The organism is Brucella cytisi, from assembly GCF_038433355.1.
Classification (GTDB): domain Bacteria; phylum Pseudomonadota; class Alphaproteobacteria; order Rhizobiales; family Rhizobiaceae; genus Brucella; species Brucella cytisi.
In genome coordinates this window covers 37566-52635 of the sequence record NZ_JBCAUP010000028.1, presented here as the reverse complement: position 1 = coordinate 52635, position 15070 = coordinate 37566, and the positions used below count along the sequence as shown (strand labels likewise).

Here is a 15070-nt window from a genome sequence, read left to right as displayed (position 1 = left end):
ACGCAAGGGCCAGCCCGGATCACGGGCCGGCCGGTTTGGTGAGTTCGAATACGAATTTCGCTAAACACGATACGGTAGTCTGGAGTAAATCATGGCAAGAACAGCAAAGACGGTCGCGCACCGGCCGGATATACATAGTGTCAAACCGATACCCGTGCGCCATCCGTCTCGATGGATCACCGGCGCCGTGCTCATTCTGATCGCATTGAGTTTTGTCAATATGCTGGCGACCAATGAGAACCTGCAATGGAACATTGTTGTGCGCTACATGTTTCATCCCGACATTCTCGCTGGCTTGGCGCGCACGCTGTTCCTGACTTTTGCCGCAATGATCTTCGGTTTTGCAATCGGCATCATACTGGCCGTGATGCGCCTTTCGGCCAATCCGGTGCTGCAATGGGCAAGCTGGCTGTGGATATGGTTCTTTCGCGGCGTTCCGCCTTTGGTCCAGCTGATTTTCTGGTACAATCTGGCGCTTCTGGTTCCCAATCTGACCATTGGCATTCCGTTCGGGCCGACCTTGTGGTCTTGGGACATGAACACGCTGATCACGCCGATGAGTGCAGCACTGCTTGGCCTGTCCTTTACAGAAAGCGCCTATGCCGCCGAAACCATCCGCGCTGGCATCCAGGCGATCAATCCGGGCCAGACCGAGGCCGCCGCGACACTTGGCATGACGCGGTTTCAGATCATGAAGCGCATCGTGCTGCCGCAGGCAATCCGCATTATCATTCCGCCGATCGGCAATGACACCATTTCAATGCTGAAATTCACGTCGCTGGTCAGCGTGCTTGCCTTGCCCGATTTGCTCTATTCGGCGCAAATGATTTATTCGCGCACATATCAGACCATTCCGCTGCTGATCGTGGCTACGATCTGGTACCTCATCCTGTCAACCGCCCTGACTATCATCGAACACCATATCGAGAACCGTCTGAAATCCCGGCAGATCACCCGTTCCGCGTCATTCCTGTCCAGACTGCTGCCCTTCAAATTTGCGCTTGGATATCAAAAATGAATGAAACGTCCGCGAGCTTGCCACTGCTGCAGGTGGAAAGACTGACCAAATCTTTTGGCAATCACCGGGTGCTCGACGGCATCGACATGACGGTGGAAAAGGGGGACGTGACCTGCATTGTCGGCCCATCCGGTTCCGGCAAAAGCACATTGCTGCGCTGCCTGAACTATCTCGAAGTGCCGGATTCCGGAGCCGTGTTGCTGGAAGGCGAGCCGATCGGCATGCGTTGGCAGGGTGAGCGGCTTTATACGATGTCCTTCAACGAACTGGCGCGCCAGCGCCAGAAAATGGGCATGGTGTTCCAGGGCTTCCATCTCTTCCCCCATAAGACCGTGGTGGAAAACATCATCGAGGCGCCTATGATCGTACGCAAGATAGGCCGCCAGTCGGCCACCGCTGCGGCGATGAAGCTGCTGGAAAAAGTCGGCCTTACCGAGCGCGCCAATTATTATCCCGACCAGCTCTCCGGTGGGCAGCAGCAACGCGTGGCGATTGCCCGTTCATTGGCGATGCAGCCTCGGCTGATGCTTTTTGATGAACCCACATCAGCTCTTGATCCGGAACTGGTCGGTGAGGTTCTGGCGGTGATGCGCCAGTTGGCCGAAGATGGCGTGACCATGATTGTCGTCACGCATGAAATGAACTTCGCTCGCGAAGTCGCCGACCATCTGATTTTCATGGATGGTGGCGTGATTGTTGAATCCGGCCCGCCTAAAAAGGTGATGGGCAATCCACAACATCCGCGTACCAAAAGTTTTCTGACGCGCGTGGCCTGACAGGAACGAATGATGATAACTCTCAATGCACATCAAACCGATGCCGCGCTCGATTATCCGGGATTGATCGAAGCCTTGCGTCAAGCGCACGCGAGCGGCAAACGACCGCAATGCGACACTACCGTACTGCGGGACCGGCAAAGTGCTGACAACCAGTTCGTATCCCTGGTAGCGTGGCTCGAAGGCGAGGCCGTTGCCGTCAAGCTGGTCGGGGTTTTCCCTGCGAATGTCAAACTTCCTGTGGCCCAACCTTCGATCCAGGGCACGGTAACACTATTCAGCGGTCAGACCGGCGAAGCACTGATGGTCTGCGACGGCGCCATTGAAACCTTCAAGAAGACGGCGGCAGATTCGGCACTTGGCGCCAGCCTGCTGGCGCGCAAGGACGCCCGTACCTTGCTGGTGGTTGGTGCCGGGGGGCTAGCGCCCCATGTGGTGCAGGCTCATTGCGCCAGCCGACCGTCGATCGGTCAAGTCTTTGTCTGGAACCGCAACTTCGACAGAGCGGAAAAACTTGCCAGCCGAATTGACATTGCTGGCGTCAACATCGTTGCCGTGGAGGATCTCGATAACACAGTCTCGAAGGCGGACGTGATATCGTGTGTCACCATGTCGACCAGTCCGCTGGTGAAGGGAAAACTCCTGAAAGAGGGCGCTCATGTTGATCTGATCGGCGCCTATATGCCAGACATGCGAGAAGCCGACGATGACGTGTTCCGCCGCGCCGAACGGGTATTTGTCGATACGCGCCATTGCTGTGATGGTTCGGGTGAACTCGGAATTCCGCTCGCCACCGGTCTGATCAACCGTGAGCAGATCGAAGCTGATCTGATTGAGCTATGTCAGGCAAAACATCCAGGCCGCAGCGACGACCGCCAGATCACCGTCTACAAAAATGTTGGCGGCGGGCATCTCGATCTGTTTACCGCGCAGTATCTGTACAGCACTCTTTAAGAGGCGGTGCCACGTTAACATCATGGGATTGCGCACTGGATGGCTACGAAGACACGTTATTGACTGGCAATCAGTTCACCACCCCCGAGATTTGTATGAAATGATACCGTGTGAATCAAATCAATACCGATATATCGCTAACGCCCATGCCCTCGCGGATGTGTCGAGAGAGCTCTTCAACAAATTTGTCCGGGTTTGTGGCAAGTGCAACTAACCGTGCGTGCCGGTCTGCTATTCCCGCAATATTCAGTTCATGTTTCTGGACATTCAGCATGGCCAGTTCAATCTGATCCTGTAATGCATGATACGATTCCAGAAGACGCCTGTGATCAGCGCATTCGATCAATATCTCATGAAAGCGACGGTCCGCCGCCGCCAGCGCCTTGAGATCGCGGTTCTCTGCAGCCAATGCGATAGCAGGTATGGTCGCCGCTAAAGCGGAAGATGTATAACTTCTTTGAAGCGCTAAACGGGCTCCCATGACCTCAAGAGCCGTACGCAAGGTGGCCAGTTCAAAAATATCTCGTTCATTGAAGCTCACAACGATATAGGAACGGTTGGGTGATTTCTCGATCAATCCACCCCTCTCGATTAGCCTGAGGGCCTCACGTAGCGTTGCACGACTGACGCTGAGCTCTGATGCTATGCTCGATTCGCGTATCCTCTGCCCGGCTGGCAGTTCCCCGCTTAGAATTTTTCCTCGCAAACTGGCGACCAAGATCTGCACCATGTCACCAGTACGTCCTTGCTGATCGTTGTGCTCGTCTGAGGGCGTAAATTTATTAGACATGGCTCCATCTTTTCTATATGTGTCGACAAAAAAACAAAAAGTGCCGACACTTTAATATCGGGAACTTAGGGGAAAATTGATTCCCATGGAGGAGAAATTATGGATGAACATATCGCTCGACAAGTGACACGCAACATAATGCCGCTGCTCGGGATTAGCTTTTTCGTGTCAATTTTGGACCGCGTTAACGTCGGGTTCGCGTCGCTGACAATGAATGCGGAAATAGGTCTTTCCGCGGCCGCTTACGGTTTTGGCGCAGGTATTTTCTTTCTCGGCTACTTCGTATTCGAGATTCCGAGCAATCTGATTTTGCAGAAGGTCGGCGCGCGCCGATGGATAGCGCGTATCATGGTCACGTGGGGCATTCTGTCCATGTGCATGGCTTTGGTGCAAGGCCCCTATTCCTTCTATGCGATCCGTTTCCTACTGGGGCTTGCAGAGGCCGGTTTTGTTCCCGGTGTCGTCTATTATATGAACCAGTGGTACACGAAACGCGAAATTGGCAGGGCAACAGCAATCTTTTTCGCCTTCGGCCCTGTTGCAAATGCGGTCGGTGCACCGCTTTCCACAGCGTTGATCGAAGCCTTTGACTGGCGCTTGATGTTTGTAATCGAGGGTATACCTGCCATCATCCTCGGCGTTATCGTCTTTCTCAAACTGCCTGATCGCATCGAAGACGCGAAATTTCTCAACAATGACCAGAAAAGCGTATTGCGCGCGCAGTTGCAGGCGGAAGGCAATTCTGCCGCAAAGCATGCCTCGCCACTGTCTGCGTTGATGGATTTGCCTACACTTGCGCTCGCGTTCCAGTATTTTCTTATCCTGACAACTGGCTATGCACTTAACATGTGGCTTCCACAAATCGTTCGTGAACTGGGTGTTCAGACTTCGATGGTGGGCTGGGTGGTGGCTGTCCCCTATATAGCAGCCGCGCTCGCGATCTATTTCTGGAGCCGTTACACGAAATATACGGATGATCGCCTGTTTTACGTGCTCATCCCCTGTGCTCTTGGGGCGCTGGGATTTGTGATCGGCGCTCTGACGACAAATCCGCTGATTTCGATGTTCGCGTTCTGTTGTGTTGCGGCGGGCATTTATGCTGGCGGGAGCGCCTATTGGGCGCTGCCGCGGCCTGCTGTATCAGGCGCTGCCGCGGCGGCCGCGATGGCACTGGCGAACTCACTTGGAAATCTCGGTGGATTCACCGGTCCCTACCTGTTCGGGATCATTCGCGATACGACCGGTAATTATGAATATGCGCTTTTCGTCGCGGCTGCTTTTCTTCTGTCGGGAGGGCTCATGAGTTTCGTGAACATCCGTCTTGCACGGCGGCGTGAGGCGCTACTTGTTGCTGCCCGCTAAAACTGCGTGGAAGGAAAGAAATTTCAGTCTTCTAACGCATTTAAAAGGAATGGATTCATGGAAAGTTTTCGTGCTCGCTGCAAGGCACGCTCACCGCTGATGGGAACGTTTTCCGCTATCCCCCATCCTGTCGCGGTCGAAGTGACGGCTGCCACCGGGCTTGATTTCGTCTGCATAGACTGGGAACATTCGCAGATCAGTCGCGAGCGTATTGAGGATCTGATCCGGGCTTGCGATGTTCACGCTGTGCCGGCTATGGTCCGGGTACCGGGCCATGCACCGGAAGCGATTGCGGCTGTGCTTGATGCCGGTGCGCAAGGTGTTCTTGTGCCGCGCGTATCAACGGCTCACCAGGCACGGGCCGCAGTTCAGGCAACGCGCTATCCGCCGATCGGCGCTCGAGGGGTTGGACCTGGTCGCGCCGCGGCTTATGGCTATCGTATTCCAGACTATCTAACCGCAGCAAACGATGGCATCGCTTTGGCGATCCAGGTCGAAACGGCTGAAGGTCTGGCCAATATCGAAGAGATCTCAGAAGTTGATGGCGTCGATGTGATTTTCATTGGCCCCGGAGACCTGTCCGTTTCCATCGATGCGATGGGACCAAATGGTCGCGAAAAGCTTGTTGCTGCGATTGAAAAGATCACAAGAACAGCAATTTCTGCGAACAAAGCCGTAGGCATTTTCCGCCCGGATACAAGCGACATAGCCGCTTGGTACGGGAAAGGAATCTCGTTCTACCTGCTCGCAAGCGATACGATGTTTCTCGGCGCTGCAATGGCTGGAGGCATATCGCAAGCGCGAGCCGCGCTCACTGAAACGGAAAGGAAATCTGCATGAAGATCGTCAAGTGTGATGGCGTTCTCGCCGTTGAGCCGGAACAACATGCCTATCTTGCAGAGCTCGATGCGGCCTTCATAGAAAAAACACTTCTCAATGAAGACGAGCTGATTGAGGAATGCCACGACGCAGATGCGTTGATGATCTTGCGGGAACCGGTGACTGAGCGTGTTTTGAAGGCGCTACCAAAACTCAAAGTTATCGGTCGTTTTGGTGTAGGACTCGATTCCATTGATGTCGAGGCCTGTACACGGGCAGGAGTGCAGGTCACTTATGTGCCAGACTCCAATCTGGACGAGGTCAGCACTCACGCCGTGGCAATGATGTTGGCTCTCGCTCGTCGGCTGAAGCGCTACGACACCGCAGTGCGTGAAGGGCGATGGCAGGCTATGGTTGACGGCGAGGGGATTGTTCGGCCATCGCATCAAACGCTCGGTTTGATCGGTTTTGGTCAAATCGGTCGTATGACGGCACGCAAGGCCTCAGCATTCGGGTATAGGATCATCGCTTACGATCCCTATATGGCTGCGGAGCGCATTGCTGCGACCGGTGTGGACGCAGCCACGTTCGAGGAAGTGATAACTCAATCCGATATTGTTTCGCTTCATGTTCCCGCCACGCCTGAAACACAGAATATCATCTCACGAGACGTGCTTGCACGAATGAAGAAGGGTGCGATCCTAGTCAACGTTTCCCGCGGCGGCCTTGTGGATGAAGTAGCGTTGGCTGAAGCACTCCAATCGGCACATCTGTCTGGCGCCGGCATTGATACGCTGGTTCAGGAACCGGTAGGGATGGACAACCCGCTTCTGAGCGTGGAAAACCTCCTTCTTTCTCCACATGCTGCACATTATTCCAAGCAGTCTTATTCAGAGGTGAGAAACAAGGTATTCGCAGACGTAGTAGCCGTGTTGCGCAATCGGGCACCAAGGTACGGATTTAATTCAGTCCTTAAGAGGGATTGATCTCCTGGTCATGCTACTTTCAGTAATGACGAGAACAATGGCCTTGGCGCCAACTATATCAGGTGGCAAGACATAGAGCCTCTTCCGCCTTGTGTGCGGAAGAGCATCTTGTTCTTATTTAACTATCAGCGGATCGCCCATTGCGGGGGCAGCGGTTCATACCTTTTCAAAGCGTAGCGAATGCTTTAACGACAGTTGGTTTCTTGGCTGGATATCAGGTGACTGTCCGCTTGTCGCCTTATGCGGTCAAGCTGAGTCAGGCGCTCCGGTGCTGTGGGACAGCAAAATAATACCAATTAACCTTAAGTTTGCGCCGAAGGGCGGCGGGTATTGAGCCTGTTTGTGCACCGGGCTGCGTGCCCAGTGCGTATCAATCTGTGTTGTGAAATCTGCCACACAACGAATCAAAAAACGCGGCAATCCCACAAGCCGTTATCGTCGCAATCGGCAGAAGGCTCGTAATCACCGCCTCCTCCGTGGCTTATGGAGGCATCAAAAAAGGGGTCAGTTCCGGCTGAGGGCGGAATGACACCCTAAGCTTTTTCACCAATGGGCCAAAGATATTCTCCGGTCAGAAGGATATGCGCCCACCCGAGCGGGGAGGTATGCGCCAGCAGCTCCGGTGGAACGTCGAGCCCTTCATTCCGTCGATTTTCGATGGCACGCTCGAGATGTGCGGTATTCCAGTAGATGATGATTGCCGTAAGCAAATTCAGCCCGGCGATCCGGTAATGCTGACCTTCCGTGGTTCGATCGCGGATTTCCCCTTGGCGTCCAATGCGCAGGGCGTTTTCAGGGCGTGATGAGCCTCACCTTTGTTGAGGCCGATCTGCGCACGGCGTTGCATATCGGTATCGAGAATCCATTCTGTTATAAAGAGAGTGCGCTCAACACGACCAACCTCCCGCAACGCGACCGCTGTCTGGTTGTGAGACCTCATTGGCATAATAAAGCACATCATCTACTTTGGCCATGAGTTCGTCGTCAATTGCGGGTTTGTAAACAGGGTTGGCGAGGCGAGCGTTCTTCTCAATATGTTGCTTTACTTTGTCGACGGGCGACACTCCCGAAAGAACCCGCTGTCTTCGTCGATTATAGGCATGGTTGAAGCCGACGAGCAGGGTCTCAAGATCAAGATGATCGGCAACATTAATCCCGAGAACCTCGCTCGCGACACGACCGTTAAAGCGTTCCACCATGCCGTTAGTCTGGGGCGTATATGGCTTTGTCGTACGGCGGATGACTTTGAGTTTTGCGCAGGCTTCTTCGAAGGCATCGGCGGTGAAGCATGATCCGCGATCGGTGAGCACATGCGTGATGCGGAAGGGAAACGCCTTTCGTGTCTGGCTCAGGAAGGCAACCGCATTGGCTGCATTTTCAGCATTGTAAACGGCCAGATGTACGAAGCGCGAACAGCGATCGATTGCAACATAAAGATAGCGCTTGCGTATCTCTCCATCTGCGGTCCGCAGCTTCGGTAAATGTTTGACGTCGATATGGACGTAGCCCAGATCATATTCGCGAAAGCGGCCCTGTCCTTTGGTCGGAAGGGTTGATGGTTTTGCTGGACGCCTGTTCAGACCTTCAGCCTTCAGGACACGATAGATGTTGTCGCGGTTGAGATGCGGCAGAAAGTGGCGAAGGACGAAAGTCAGGTCATCCAGTGGAAAGCCGGTCGCGCGTCGCACCGCGCAGATGATGGCGCGCTCTTCCTCCGTTACGCGCCATGGCAAACGCTTTGGACGGCTCGAGCGATCCTCGACAGCATGCTCTCCCCGTTTGCGCCATTTGCGCACTGTTTCATCGCTGATGCCATAGCGCCTGGCGATGACACTTGTCGGCTCCGTTGATCGGGCAATTTCTGCCCGCACCGCAGGGGTCGTTCGCGCTTGAGGATGGATTTGCATCATCACAGGGCCTCATTAATCATGGTTTTGAAACGCCAGGCATTTTCAGCAATAGCCCATCCTACCTCATCCCAATGATGTTCCGCAACCAAACACATAAGCCTCTTTAAAGTTCGCTCACTGATGGCGACATGCTCAGCCCATTGGTCGAGGGTTCGGCGGTCGCCAGGGGCCGCCAAAAGGGCTGCAGTGATCGAGGCAATCTTTGGATGGTTGGATACAGGTAGCTCCAGCCTCTCCCGCGGCATAAGCGCGAGTTCATCCAGCATGACCCGCATGAGGCGACCAACATGAGCGTCGTCCCTGTCATCCTGTGATATTTCCGCTAGCTGGAGGATCATTTCCCGAAGCATCGGCGATACCGAAAGAGTGCAGCATTCAGCCGGAAGCATGGCCGCGTGTGGTTCTACAAACAGGTATGTTATACGAGCGTTGGACGTGACCTGGTTGCTGTGAGGAACGCCGCCTGGGATCCAGACTCCACAGTTTGGCGGAACGATCCAGACTTCCTTTTCCGCTCTGCAGGTAACTGCACCGTGCAGCGCCAGGACCAGTTGACCCTGTCGGTGCTGATGCTCGTGTCCCTCGGCTTCATGTTCGGCGAAGTCCACACTGATCGCCATCGCTGGCCCATGCGGGAGGCTTAGATCGATAGCAGTACTGCAGGGAGGTCGCTCATTCGAAAATTGACCCAATTTAGAGATCATATGGCATTATCTCCAATTTTGTTCGCAACGCAATCCTCTAGGATCCTGGCCTAACAACTCCAGGAGATAAACCATCCGTATTGCCGTGGTTGGTGCGACCGGCAGGATCGGCGCCAGACTTACCGAAAACGTTTTGGCCAAAGGCCATTCCGTCAAAGCTCTTTCGAGAGGAGGGCCCGCCCTCGATGCACTTGTCGCGAAAGGAGCAGAACCATTCATTGGCAGCTTCGACACCGGTACCGGTGATCTTAACACGTTCTTCGAAGACGCCGACGCTGCGTTCCTGATGGTCAAAACCCTTTGGGGATCGGAGGACTTCCATGGGCACTATCCTACGGTAGCGCTTCGGTTTTTCGATGCACTTCGGGATTCCTCTGTGAAACTGGCCGTGAACCTGACCGGAATGGGATCCGAGGTCAGTGGAAATACCTGCCATTTCCAGGGCTTCCATATCCTTGACCAGGTCCTCAACCGGCTGCGCAACATCAAACTGGTGCACCTGCAAGCTGGGTGGTTCATGCAGGACCTGTCGAGGTGGGTCGACGCGATAGGGCACTACCACTCGATCGGCTGGACGCTTAAGCCCAACGTCAAAACTCCCTGGGTTGCCATTGAGGACATCGCGAATTTTGCGGCGAAGGAGTTCGACACGCCGACCGACCAGCACCGATCCGTGAAGCAACTCGGCGTCGATTACACGATGTCGGAGATCGCCACGATGGTCGGTCGAGCTCTCAGCAGGGAAGTGAACTATCGCTTCGTCGATCCAGACGACAGGAAGATCGAAACGGAATTCCGGGAGAGGACCGGAACGCTTGATCGGTGGGTCTATGACAGAAACACCGCGGCCGCTCTCAACGACGGGCGTGTAAAGCTCATGGCTGATCGTCCGGCGCTTCGCACCACAATGGAAGAATTCGTCAAAAGCACCCTCAGGCCGTTGATCGAAAAGGCGCGGACGGATAGCGGGAAACCCGAGTCCTTCCTGACGTGGATTTCACGAAGATAGAGTGGATTTCGATCATTCCAGGTCATACCCGCATGAACTGAAGTCGTTTGCGTAGTCTTGGGGTGGAAGATGTCGGTAAGGCTGCCGATGAGATCCCAGAGAGGCGCTGATGGTTCGCTTGCGATTTTCCAGGGTATGGCCCTGGGGCGGAGGAAACGCGACGTCCCACCTGCGGCCTCGATCCTGCGCCAAACGGAGGCCGCTTGTGGCCTGAGGATGCCCATGGTGAATGGTGTCCCCGGTGTGAAGCCAGCAGGATCCTCGTCGCCTGCTTGCTTCAGTCCACGCCTGGGTGATCCGGGAGCTGCCAGCCCAATTGCCGTCAGATCATGGCAGCTGGCGGCTGTGATCGTTCGTCCCGCATCGCCAAAGCATCCTTTTTTGGGCGAACGTTCGAACCTGCGCGCATATTCGCGATTGAACTGCGAGACACCGTCGTAGCCATGGCTATGAGGCCGACCCGCATATGCCTGGTGATGAAGCGGCCCGGCGGTCTGACATTCTGGCAGATCTTGCCACGCTCCAGGTTCATCGCTCGTGCGCGGTCCGTCTTTGTACTCCGGTCGTAGTCAGTATTTCCGAATTCAGACCTGCATCACCGAATAGTCCATGTTTTTGAGGTCAGTGAGCAAGCTGGGACCAGTCGGCTGCCAACCCAGCTTCTGCCGCGTCAGCGTGCTCGAAGCCGTCATGTCGGTCGTGGCGAACATGGCGAACCAACCGAAATGGGCTTGCGCTTCTTCTTTCGAGAGGGAGGCGGCGGGAAGCCCAAGTCCGCTGGCGACAACCTCGGCGATCTCGCGCGCGACAACGCCTTCTTCGGCAACAGCATGGTAGCGCGCGCCAGGTTCGGCGCGCGCGAGCGCCAGCACGTAAAGCCTTGCCACATCGTTCACATGACCTGCGGCCCAGCGATTGGCGCCCTCACCAACATAGGCGACAACACCTTTTTCGCGCGCCATTGCGATATATGGCGAAATGAGCCCCTGTTTGAGGGTGTCATGTACTTGCGGAAGTCGTACGACACCAAGATTGACACCCGCCGCGAGTTGTTCCTGCCCGGCCAGTTCCGAGGCTATGCGCGGGTTGAAATGACCGGCGTCGAACACATCCTCTCGAGCCGGTTCGCCATTGCCCGGATCACCGATGCCGACGCCTGATGTGATAAGCAGCGGCCGGTCGGATCCCTTCAGAACAGACCCGAGCGCGCCGATAACGCGGTGATCCTTCTCGCAATTTGCCGCGAAATTCGAGAAGTCATGGTCAAACGCCGTGTGGACGACGGCGTCGGCATTCTCGGCTCCTTTAGCCAGGCCTGCGGAATCCTCAAGAGTCCCGAAATGAGCGGATGCACCGGCGCTTGCCAGTGCTTTCGCTCCGGCATCGGAACGGGTGAGGCCGATCACCTCATGGCCTGCGACCAGCAAATCGCGGAGGACCCTGGACCCGATGAACCCGGTGGCACCTGTCAGAAAAACACGCATATGAAATCTCCATGTATTGACGTGCCGGATAATCTCATGGAAAATTGTCCTGTTAAAGTAGTGACTTTATCCTAGTATAATTGCCAACAGGATCGCATGAGCGACAGCGTCACCGAAAATGCTCTCGGCACATTCCTGCGTGATCGCCGCATGCGCCTTGAACCGGCGTCATTCGGGTTTCAGCCGGGGCGCCGCCGAACGCCGGGCTTGCGGCGCGAGGAGGTCGCGCTGCTCGCCAATATAAGCCCTACCTGGTACACGTGGCTGGAGCAGGGGCGGGGTGGGTCGCCTTCCGGCCACGTGCTCGATCGCATCGCAAAGGGGCTGATGCTGACCGAGCCCGAGCGTGATCATCTCCATATTCTCGCTTTCGGACATCCTCCCGAGCCGCGTTACCGCCAGCACGATGGCATCACGCCCCGGCTGCAGCACGTACTGGACGCCATGCCCTTCAGCCCTGCCATCATCAGGACGGCAACATGGGACGTGGTGGCGTGGAACAAGGCAGCTGCCGTGATACTGACGGACTATGCCAAACTGCCAAAAGAGAAGCGCAACGTTCTTCGCATGATGTTCTCCGATGAGCGCATGCGCGCCGCGCAAGACGACTGGCGCACCGTCGCGCGTTATGTCGTCGGCGCGTTCCGGGCCGACGCCGCACGCGCCGGGGCGGGCGTGGAAATTCGGCAACTGGTCGAAGAACTTTCGGCCAGCAGCCCCGAATTCAAGGCGATGTGGGATGACAATGAAATCACGACCACGCGCGAAGGCGTAAAGAGTCTTTACCACCCGATCCTCGGACGGATCGATCTGGAATTCTCGACCTTCGCGGTCGAAGGCCGCTCCGATCTCAACATGATGGTCTACAGTCCAGCAAATACCGATGTGGCGGAACAGTTTCGCTCATTGATTGCCCGAGCTGTGTCAGCGTTGCAGGTCCAATCCGGTTCGGATGTTCACAACGCAAAGGATTAGAACGTGGCTCACAGAACCCCTGTGCCCGCCTCTTGATAGAATGCGGAAACGGCCATATCGGCTTTGCCAAACTCTTCCTTCCGGTGCTTTTGGCTTCAGCCGTAGCACGCCCGGACAAATTGAACTGGATTGTCGCCTATGTGGTTCTAACCCTCTGTGTCGCCGGGCTTGGTATGTTCATGAAAACGGTCGGCGAAGACACCCTCTCGAACAACTGATATCCGGAGTGCAACATTCGCCTGCAAAGCGATCGAAGAACGTCGAGCTCCATCGAGGCTCAGGAGTGTTGGCTGCATTTTTTCAAGACGAAATTTTGCGACGTAACCTCTGCTGGAGACGATCGGCGTACTTGAGTCCACACGCCTTTTATGCCAGCTTCTAGGCAGAGGAGGAAGCTCATGGTGTCGACACTGTCGCACATCAGGGAGATTGAACGCGTCGCCATGGGCGGGACGACAGGTCGTGATCTGCCTGTGATTCAATCCTGGTTGCGGTGCCTCAATGATTATCGGCTTAATCCTGCTCAGACGCAGGAAGCCTATATCGTGCCTGACACATTGCTGCGGGAGCATCGCGAGCAGTCGGAAGAACTCATTCGCATCGGGCGCACCGGTCTCGAAGCGCTGTTCAGACAAGTCGCCGATCAAAGCTATGTCCTGCTGTTGTCGGATGCGCGTGGCGTCACGGTGGAATTCATGGGCGACCCCACATTCGACAATCAGCTGCGCAAGGCTGGCCTCTATCTCGGATCGGAATGGTCGGAAGATCGTGCGGGAACATGCGCCGTCGGGGCCTGCATGGTTTCGAGCCAACCTGTCATCATCCATCAGGATGACCATTTCGACGCCTGCCATATCGGTTTGACCTGCACGGCAGCGCCCATTTTTGATACGTTTGGCGATCTGTCGGCGGTGCTCGATATTTCGCAACTGCGCTCACCGACTTCGAAAGCAAGCCAGCAGCTGGCACTTCATCTGGTCGCTTCAACAGCGCGGCGGATCGAGCTTGCCAATCTGATGACCAGGGCCCGCGAGGACTGGGTTTTGCGTCTGGCACGGTTGCCGGATTTTCTCGATGTCGATCCCGATGCAGCGATTACGATTGACGGCAGCGGCACGATCACTGGCATGACGCATGGCGGTTTTGGTGCTGTCGCCCGCGGCATGAACCTGAGCACGATCTCCACCAGGGACTTCATCGGGAAACCGATCTCCAGCGTCTTCGATATTGATATTGATCAGCTTCCGGCGCTAATGCGCGGACGGCCCAATGGCGAGCGCCTGCTCCGGGCGCGCAATGGTCTGGCACTGTTCGCAAGCGCCATTGCGCCCGTCAGCAGTTTCCGCGCACCTGCGACCAGCATATCCGTGCGGTTGCCGGCTGCCTTGCGTCAGTTGAGTTTCGGTGACCCCGCCATGGAGGCGCTTCAGGCCCGTGCGGCCAAACTGGCGGACCGGCATATCCCCATTCTCATCAAAGGCGAAACCGGCAGCGGCAAGGAATATCTGGCGCGCGCCATTCACGACAGCAACGCCAAACCCGGCCCCTTCATCGCCGTCAATTGCGCGGCAATACCGGAACAACTGATCGAATCCGAATTGTTCGGCTATGTTCCCGGCGCTTTCACCGGCGCGATGCAGAAGGGAAAGACCGGACTTATCGAGGCGGCCAATGGCGGTACGTTGTTTCTGGACGAGATCGGCGACATGCCGCTAGCGCTGCAAAGCCGCTTGCTGCGGGTTCTTTCGGAAAGCGAAATCCAGCCTGTCGGTGCTTTGAAGCCGAAACCGGTCAGATTCCGGCTTCTGTCGGCATCGCATCGCGATCTGGCCGCGCTGGCAGCCGAAGGGCGTTTTCGCGAAGATCTGCTCTATCGGCTCAATGCCGCAACACTGACCCTGCCGTCGTTGCGACAGAGACAGGATTTCGACAATCTGGTCGATCATCTTTTGCGCCGCATCGGAGAAGAAGAAGGCGAGACCATCACACTTGATCGTGCCGCGAGAAAAGCGCTGTTGCCCTACGGCTGGCCGGGAAATTTGCGCGAACTCAACAATACGTTGCGCGTTGCAGCCGCAATTGCAACAGATGCAACAATCACCACCGACTGTCTGCCCGAACATTTTCAGGCTGAAACTGCGGCGGGAAATGGCCGTACTGACCAGCAAGCCTTGCGCCGTGAGCTTGATGCGTGTGGCAACAATATTTCCGCGCTGGCGCGAAAACTTGGCGTCAATCGGTCGACAATCCATCGTCGTTTGAAGCAGATACGCTGACGGCGCA

At 55.8% G+C, this 15070-nt stretch carries 13 protein-coding genes and 1 pseudogene; 9 read left to right on the top strand and 5 right to left on the bottom strand.

The window, feature by feature from the left end:
* Nucleotides 1-91: 91 nt before the first annotated feature.
* From AAE521_RS21960 to AAE521_RS21950, 3 genes are read left to right on the top strand one after another with little or no spacing between them, the layout of a single operon-like run.
* Nucleotides 92-1018 (top strand): amino acid ABC transporter permease, encoded by a 927-nt coding sequence (locus AAE521_RS21960; protein WP_342062459.1) that lies wholly within the window; start codon nt 92-94, stop codon nt 1016-1018.
* Nucleotides 1015-1794 carry an amino acid ABC transporter ATP-binding protein gene (locus tag AAE521_RS21955; protein WP_342062458.1) on the top strand — a complete coding sequence of 260 codons (780 nt, stop codon included), beginning with the start codon at nt 1015-1017 and terminating at the stop codon, nt 1792-1794. The genes AAE521_RS21960 and AAE521_RS21955 overlap by 4 nt, the downstream gene beginning before the upstream one ends.
* 12 nt (nt 1795-1806) lie before the next feature.
* On the top strand, nt 1807-2748 hold the full coding sequence (locus AAE521_RS21950; RefSeq protein WP_342062457.1) for an ornithine cyclodeaminase: 942 nt from the start codon (nt 1807-1809) through the stop codon (nt 2746-2748).
* A gap of 115 nt (nt 2749-2863) precedes the next feature.
* Here the strand turns inward: AAE521_RS21950 and AAE521_RS21945 are convergent, their stop codons facing one another.
* The gene (locus AAE521_RS21945) at nt 2864-3538 is read right to left on the bottom strand and encodes a GntR family transcriptional regulator (RefSeq protein WP_342062456.1); all 675 of its coding nucleotides are present in this window, start codon (nt 3536-3538) and stop codon (nt 2864-2866) included.
* 99 nt (nt 3539-3637) lie between these two features.
* Between AAE521_RS21945 and AAE521_RS21940 the strand changes: the two genes are divergently transcribed.
* From AAE521_RS21940 to AAE521_RS21930, 3 genes are read left to right on the top strand one after another with little or no spacing between them, the layout of a single operon-like run.
* Complete coding sequence (locus tag AAE521_RS21940) at nt 3638-4900, top strand: MFS transporter (RefSeq protein WP_342062455.1); 1263 nt, start codon at nt 3638-3640, stop codon at nt 4898-4900.
* A gap of 57 nt (nt 4901-4957) precedes the next feature.
* Nucleotides 4958-5740, top strand: coding sequence for an HpcH/HpaI aldolase family protein (locus AAE521_RS21935; protein ID WP_342062454.1), 783 nt, complete (start codon nt 4958-4960; stop codon nt 5738-5740).
* On the top strand, nt 5737-6705 hold the full coding sequence (locus AAE521_RS21930; RefSeq protein ID WP_342062453.1) for a C-terminal binding protein: 969 nt from the start codon (nt 5737-5739) through the stop codon (nt 6703-6705). The genes AAE521_RS21935 and AAE521_RS21930 overlap by 4 nt, the downstream gene beginning before the upstream one ends.
* Before the next feature lie 533 nt (nt 6706-7238).
* On the opposite strand, the pseudogene AAE521_RS21925 reads toward AAE521_RS21930, so the two are convergent.
* The 3 genes and pseudogenes from AAE521_RS21925 to AAE521_RS21915 form a co-directional block, all read right to left on the bottom strand.
* Nucleotides 7239-7633 (bottom strand): annotated as a pseudogene (locus AAE521_RS21925) (Tn3 family transposase); the annotation flags it as partial.
* Nucleotides 7593-8615 (bottom strand): IS481 family transposase, encoded by a 1023-nt coding sequence (locus tag AAE521_RS21920; protein WP_342062452.1) that lies wholly within the window; start codon nt 8613-8615, stop codon nt 7593-7595. The gene AAE521_RS21920 and the pseudogene AAE521_RS21925, both read right to left, overlap by 41 nt.
* Nucleotides 8615-9235, bottom strand: coding sequence for an AraC family ligand binding domain-containing protein (locus AAE521_RS21915; RefSeq protein ID WP_374864488.1), 621 nt, complete (start codon nt 9233-9235; stop codon nt 8615-8617). Before AAE521_RS21915 ends, AAE521_RS21920 begins: the two co-directional genes overlap by 1 nt.
* A 157-nt stretch (nt 9236-9392) precedes the next feature.
* Between AAE521_RS21915 and AAE521_RS21910 the strand changes: the two genes are divergently transcribed.
* On the top strand, nt 9393-10328 hold the full coding sequence (locus tag AAE521_RS21910; RefSeq protein ID WP_374864496.1) for an NmrA family NAD(P)-binding protein: 936 nt from the start codon (nt 9393-9395) through the stop codon (nt 10326-10328).
* Between the two features lie 584 nt (nt 10329-10912).
* Here AAE521_RS21910 and AAE521_RS21905 read toward each other — a convergent pair.
* On the bottom strand, nt 10913-11812 hold the full coding sequence (locus AAE521_RS21905; RefSeq protein WP_342062450.1) for an SDR family oxidoreductase: 900 nt from the start codon (nt 11810-11812) through the stop codon (nt 10913-10915).
* A gap of 96 nt (nt 11813-11908) precedes the next feature.
* Between AAE521_RS21905 and AAE521_RS21900 the strand changes: the two genes are divergently transcribed.
* On the top strand, nt 11909-12787 hold the full coding sequence (locus AAE521_RS21900) for a helix-turn-helix transcriptional regulator (RefSeq protein WP_342062449.1): 879 nt from the start codon (nt 11909-11911) through the stop codon (nt 12785-12787).
* 398 nt (nt 12788-13185) lie between these two features.
* Nucleotides 13186-15063, top strand: a complete 1878-nt coding sequence (locus tag AAE521_RS21895) for a sigma-54-dependent Fis family transcriptional regulator (RefSeq protein ID WP_342062448.1) — start codon at nt 13186-13188, stop codon at nt 15061-15063.
* Nucleotides 15064-15070 lie beyond the last annotated feature (7 nt).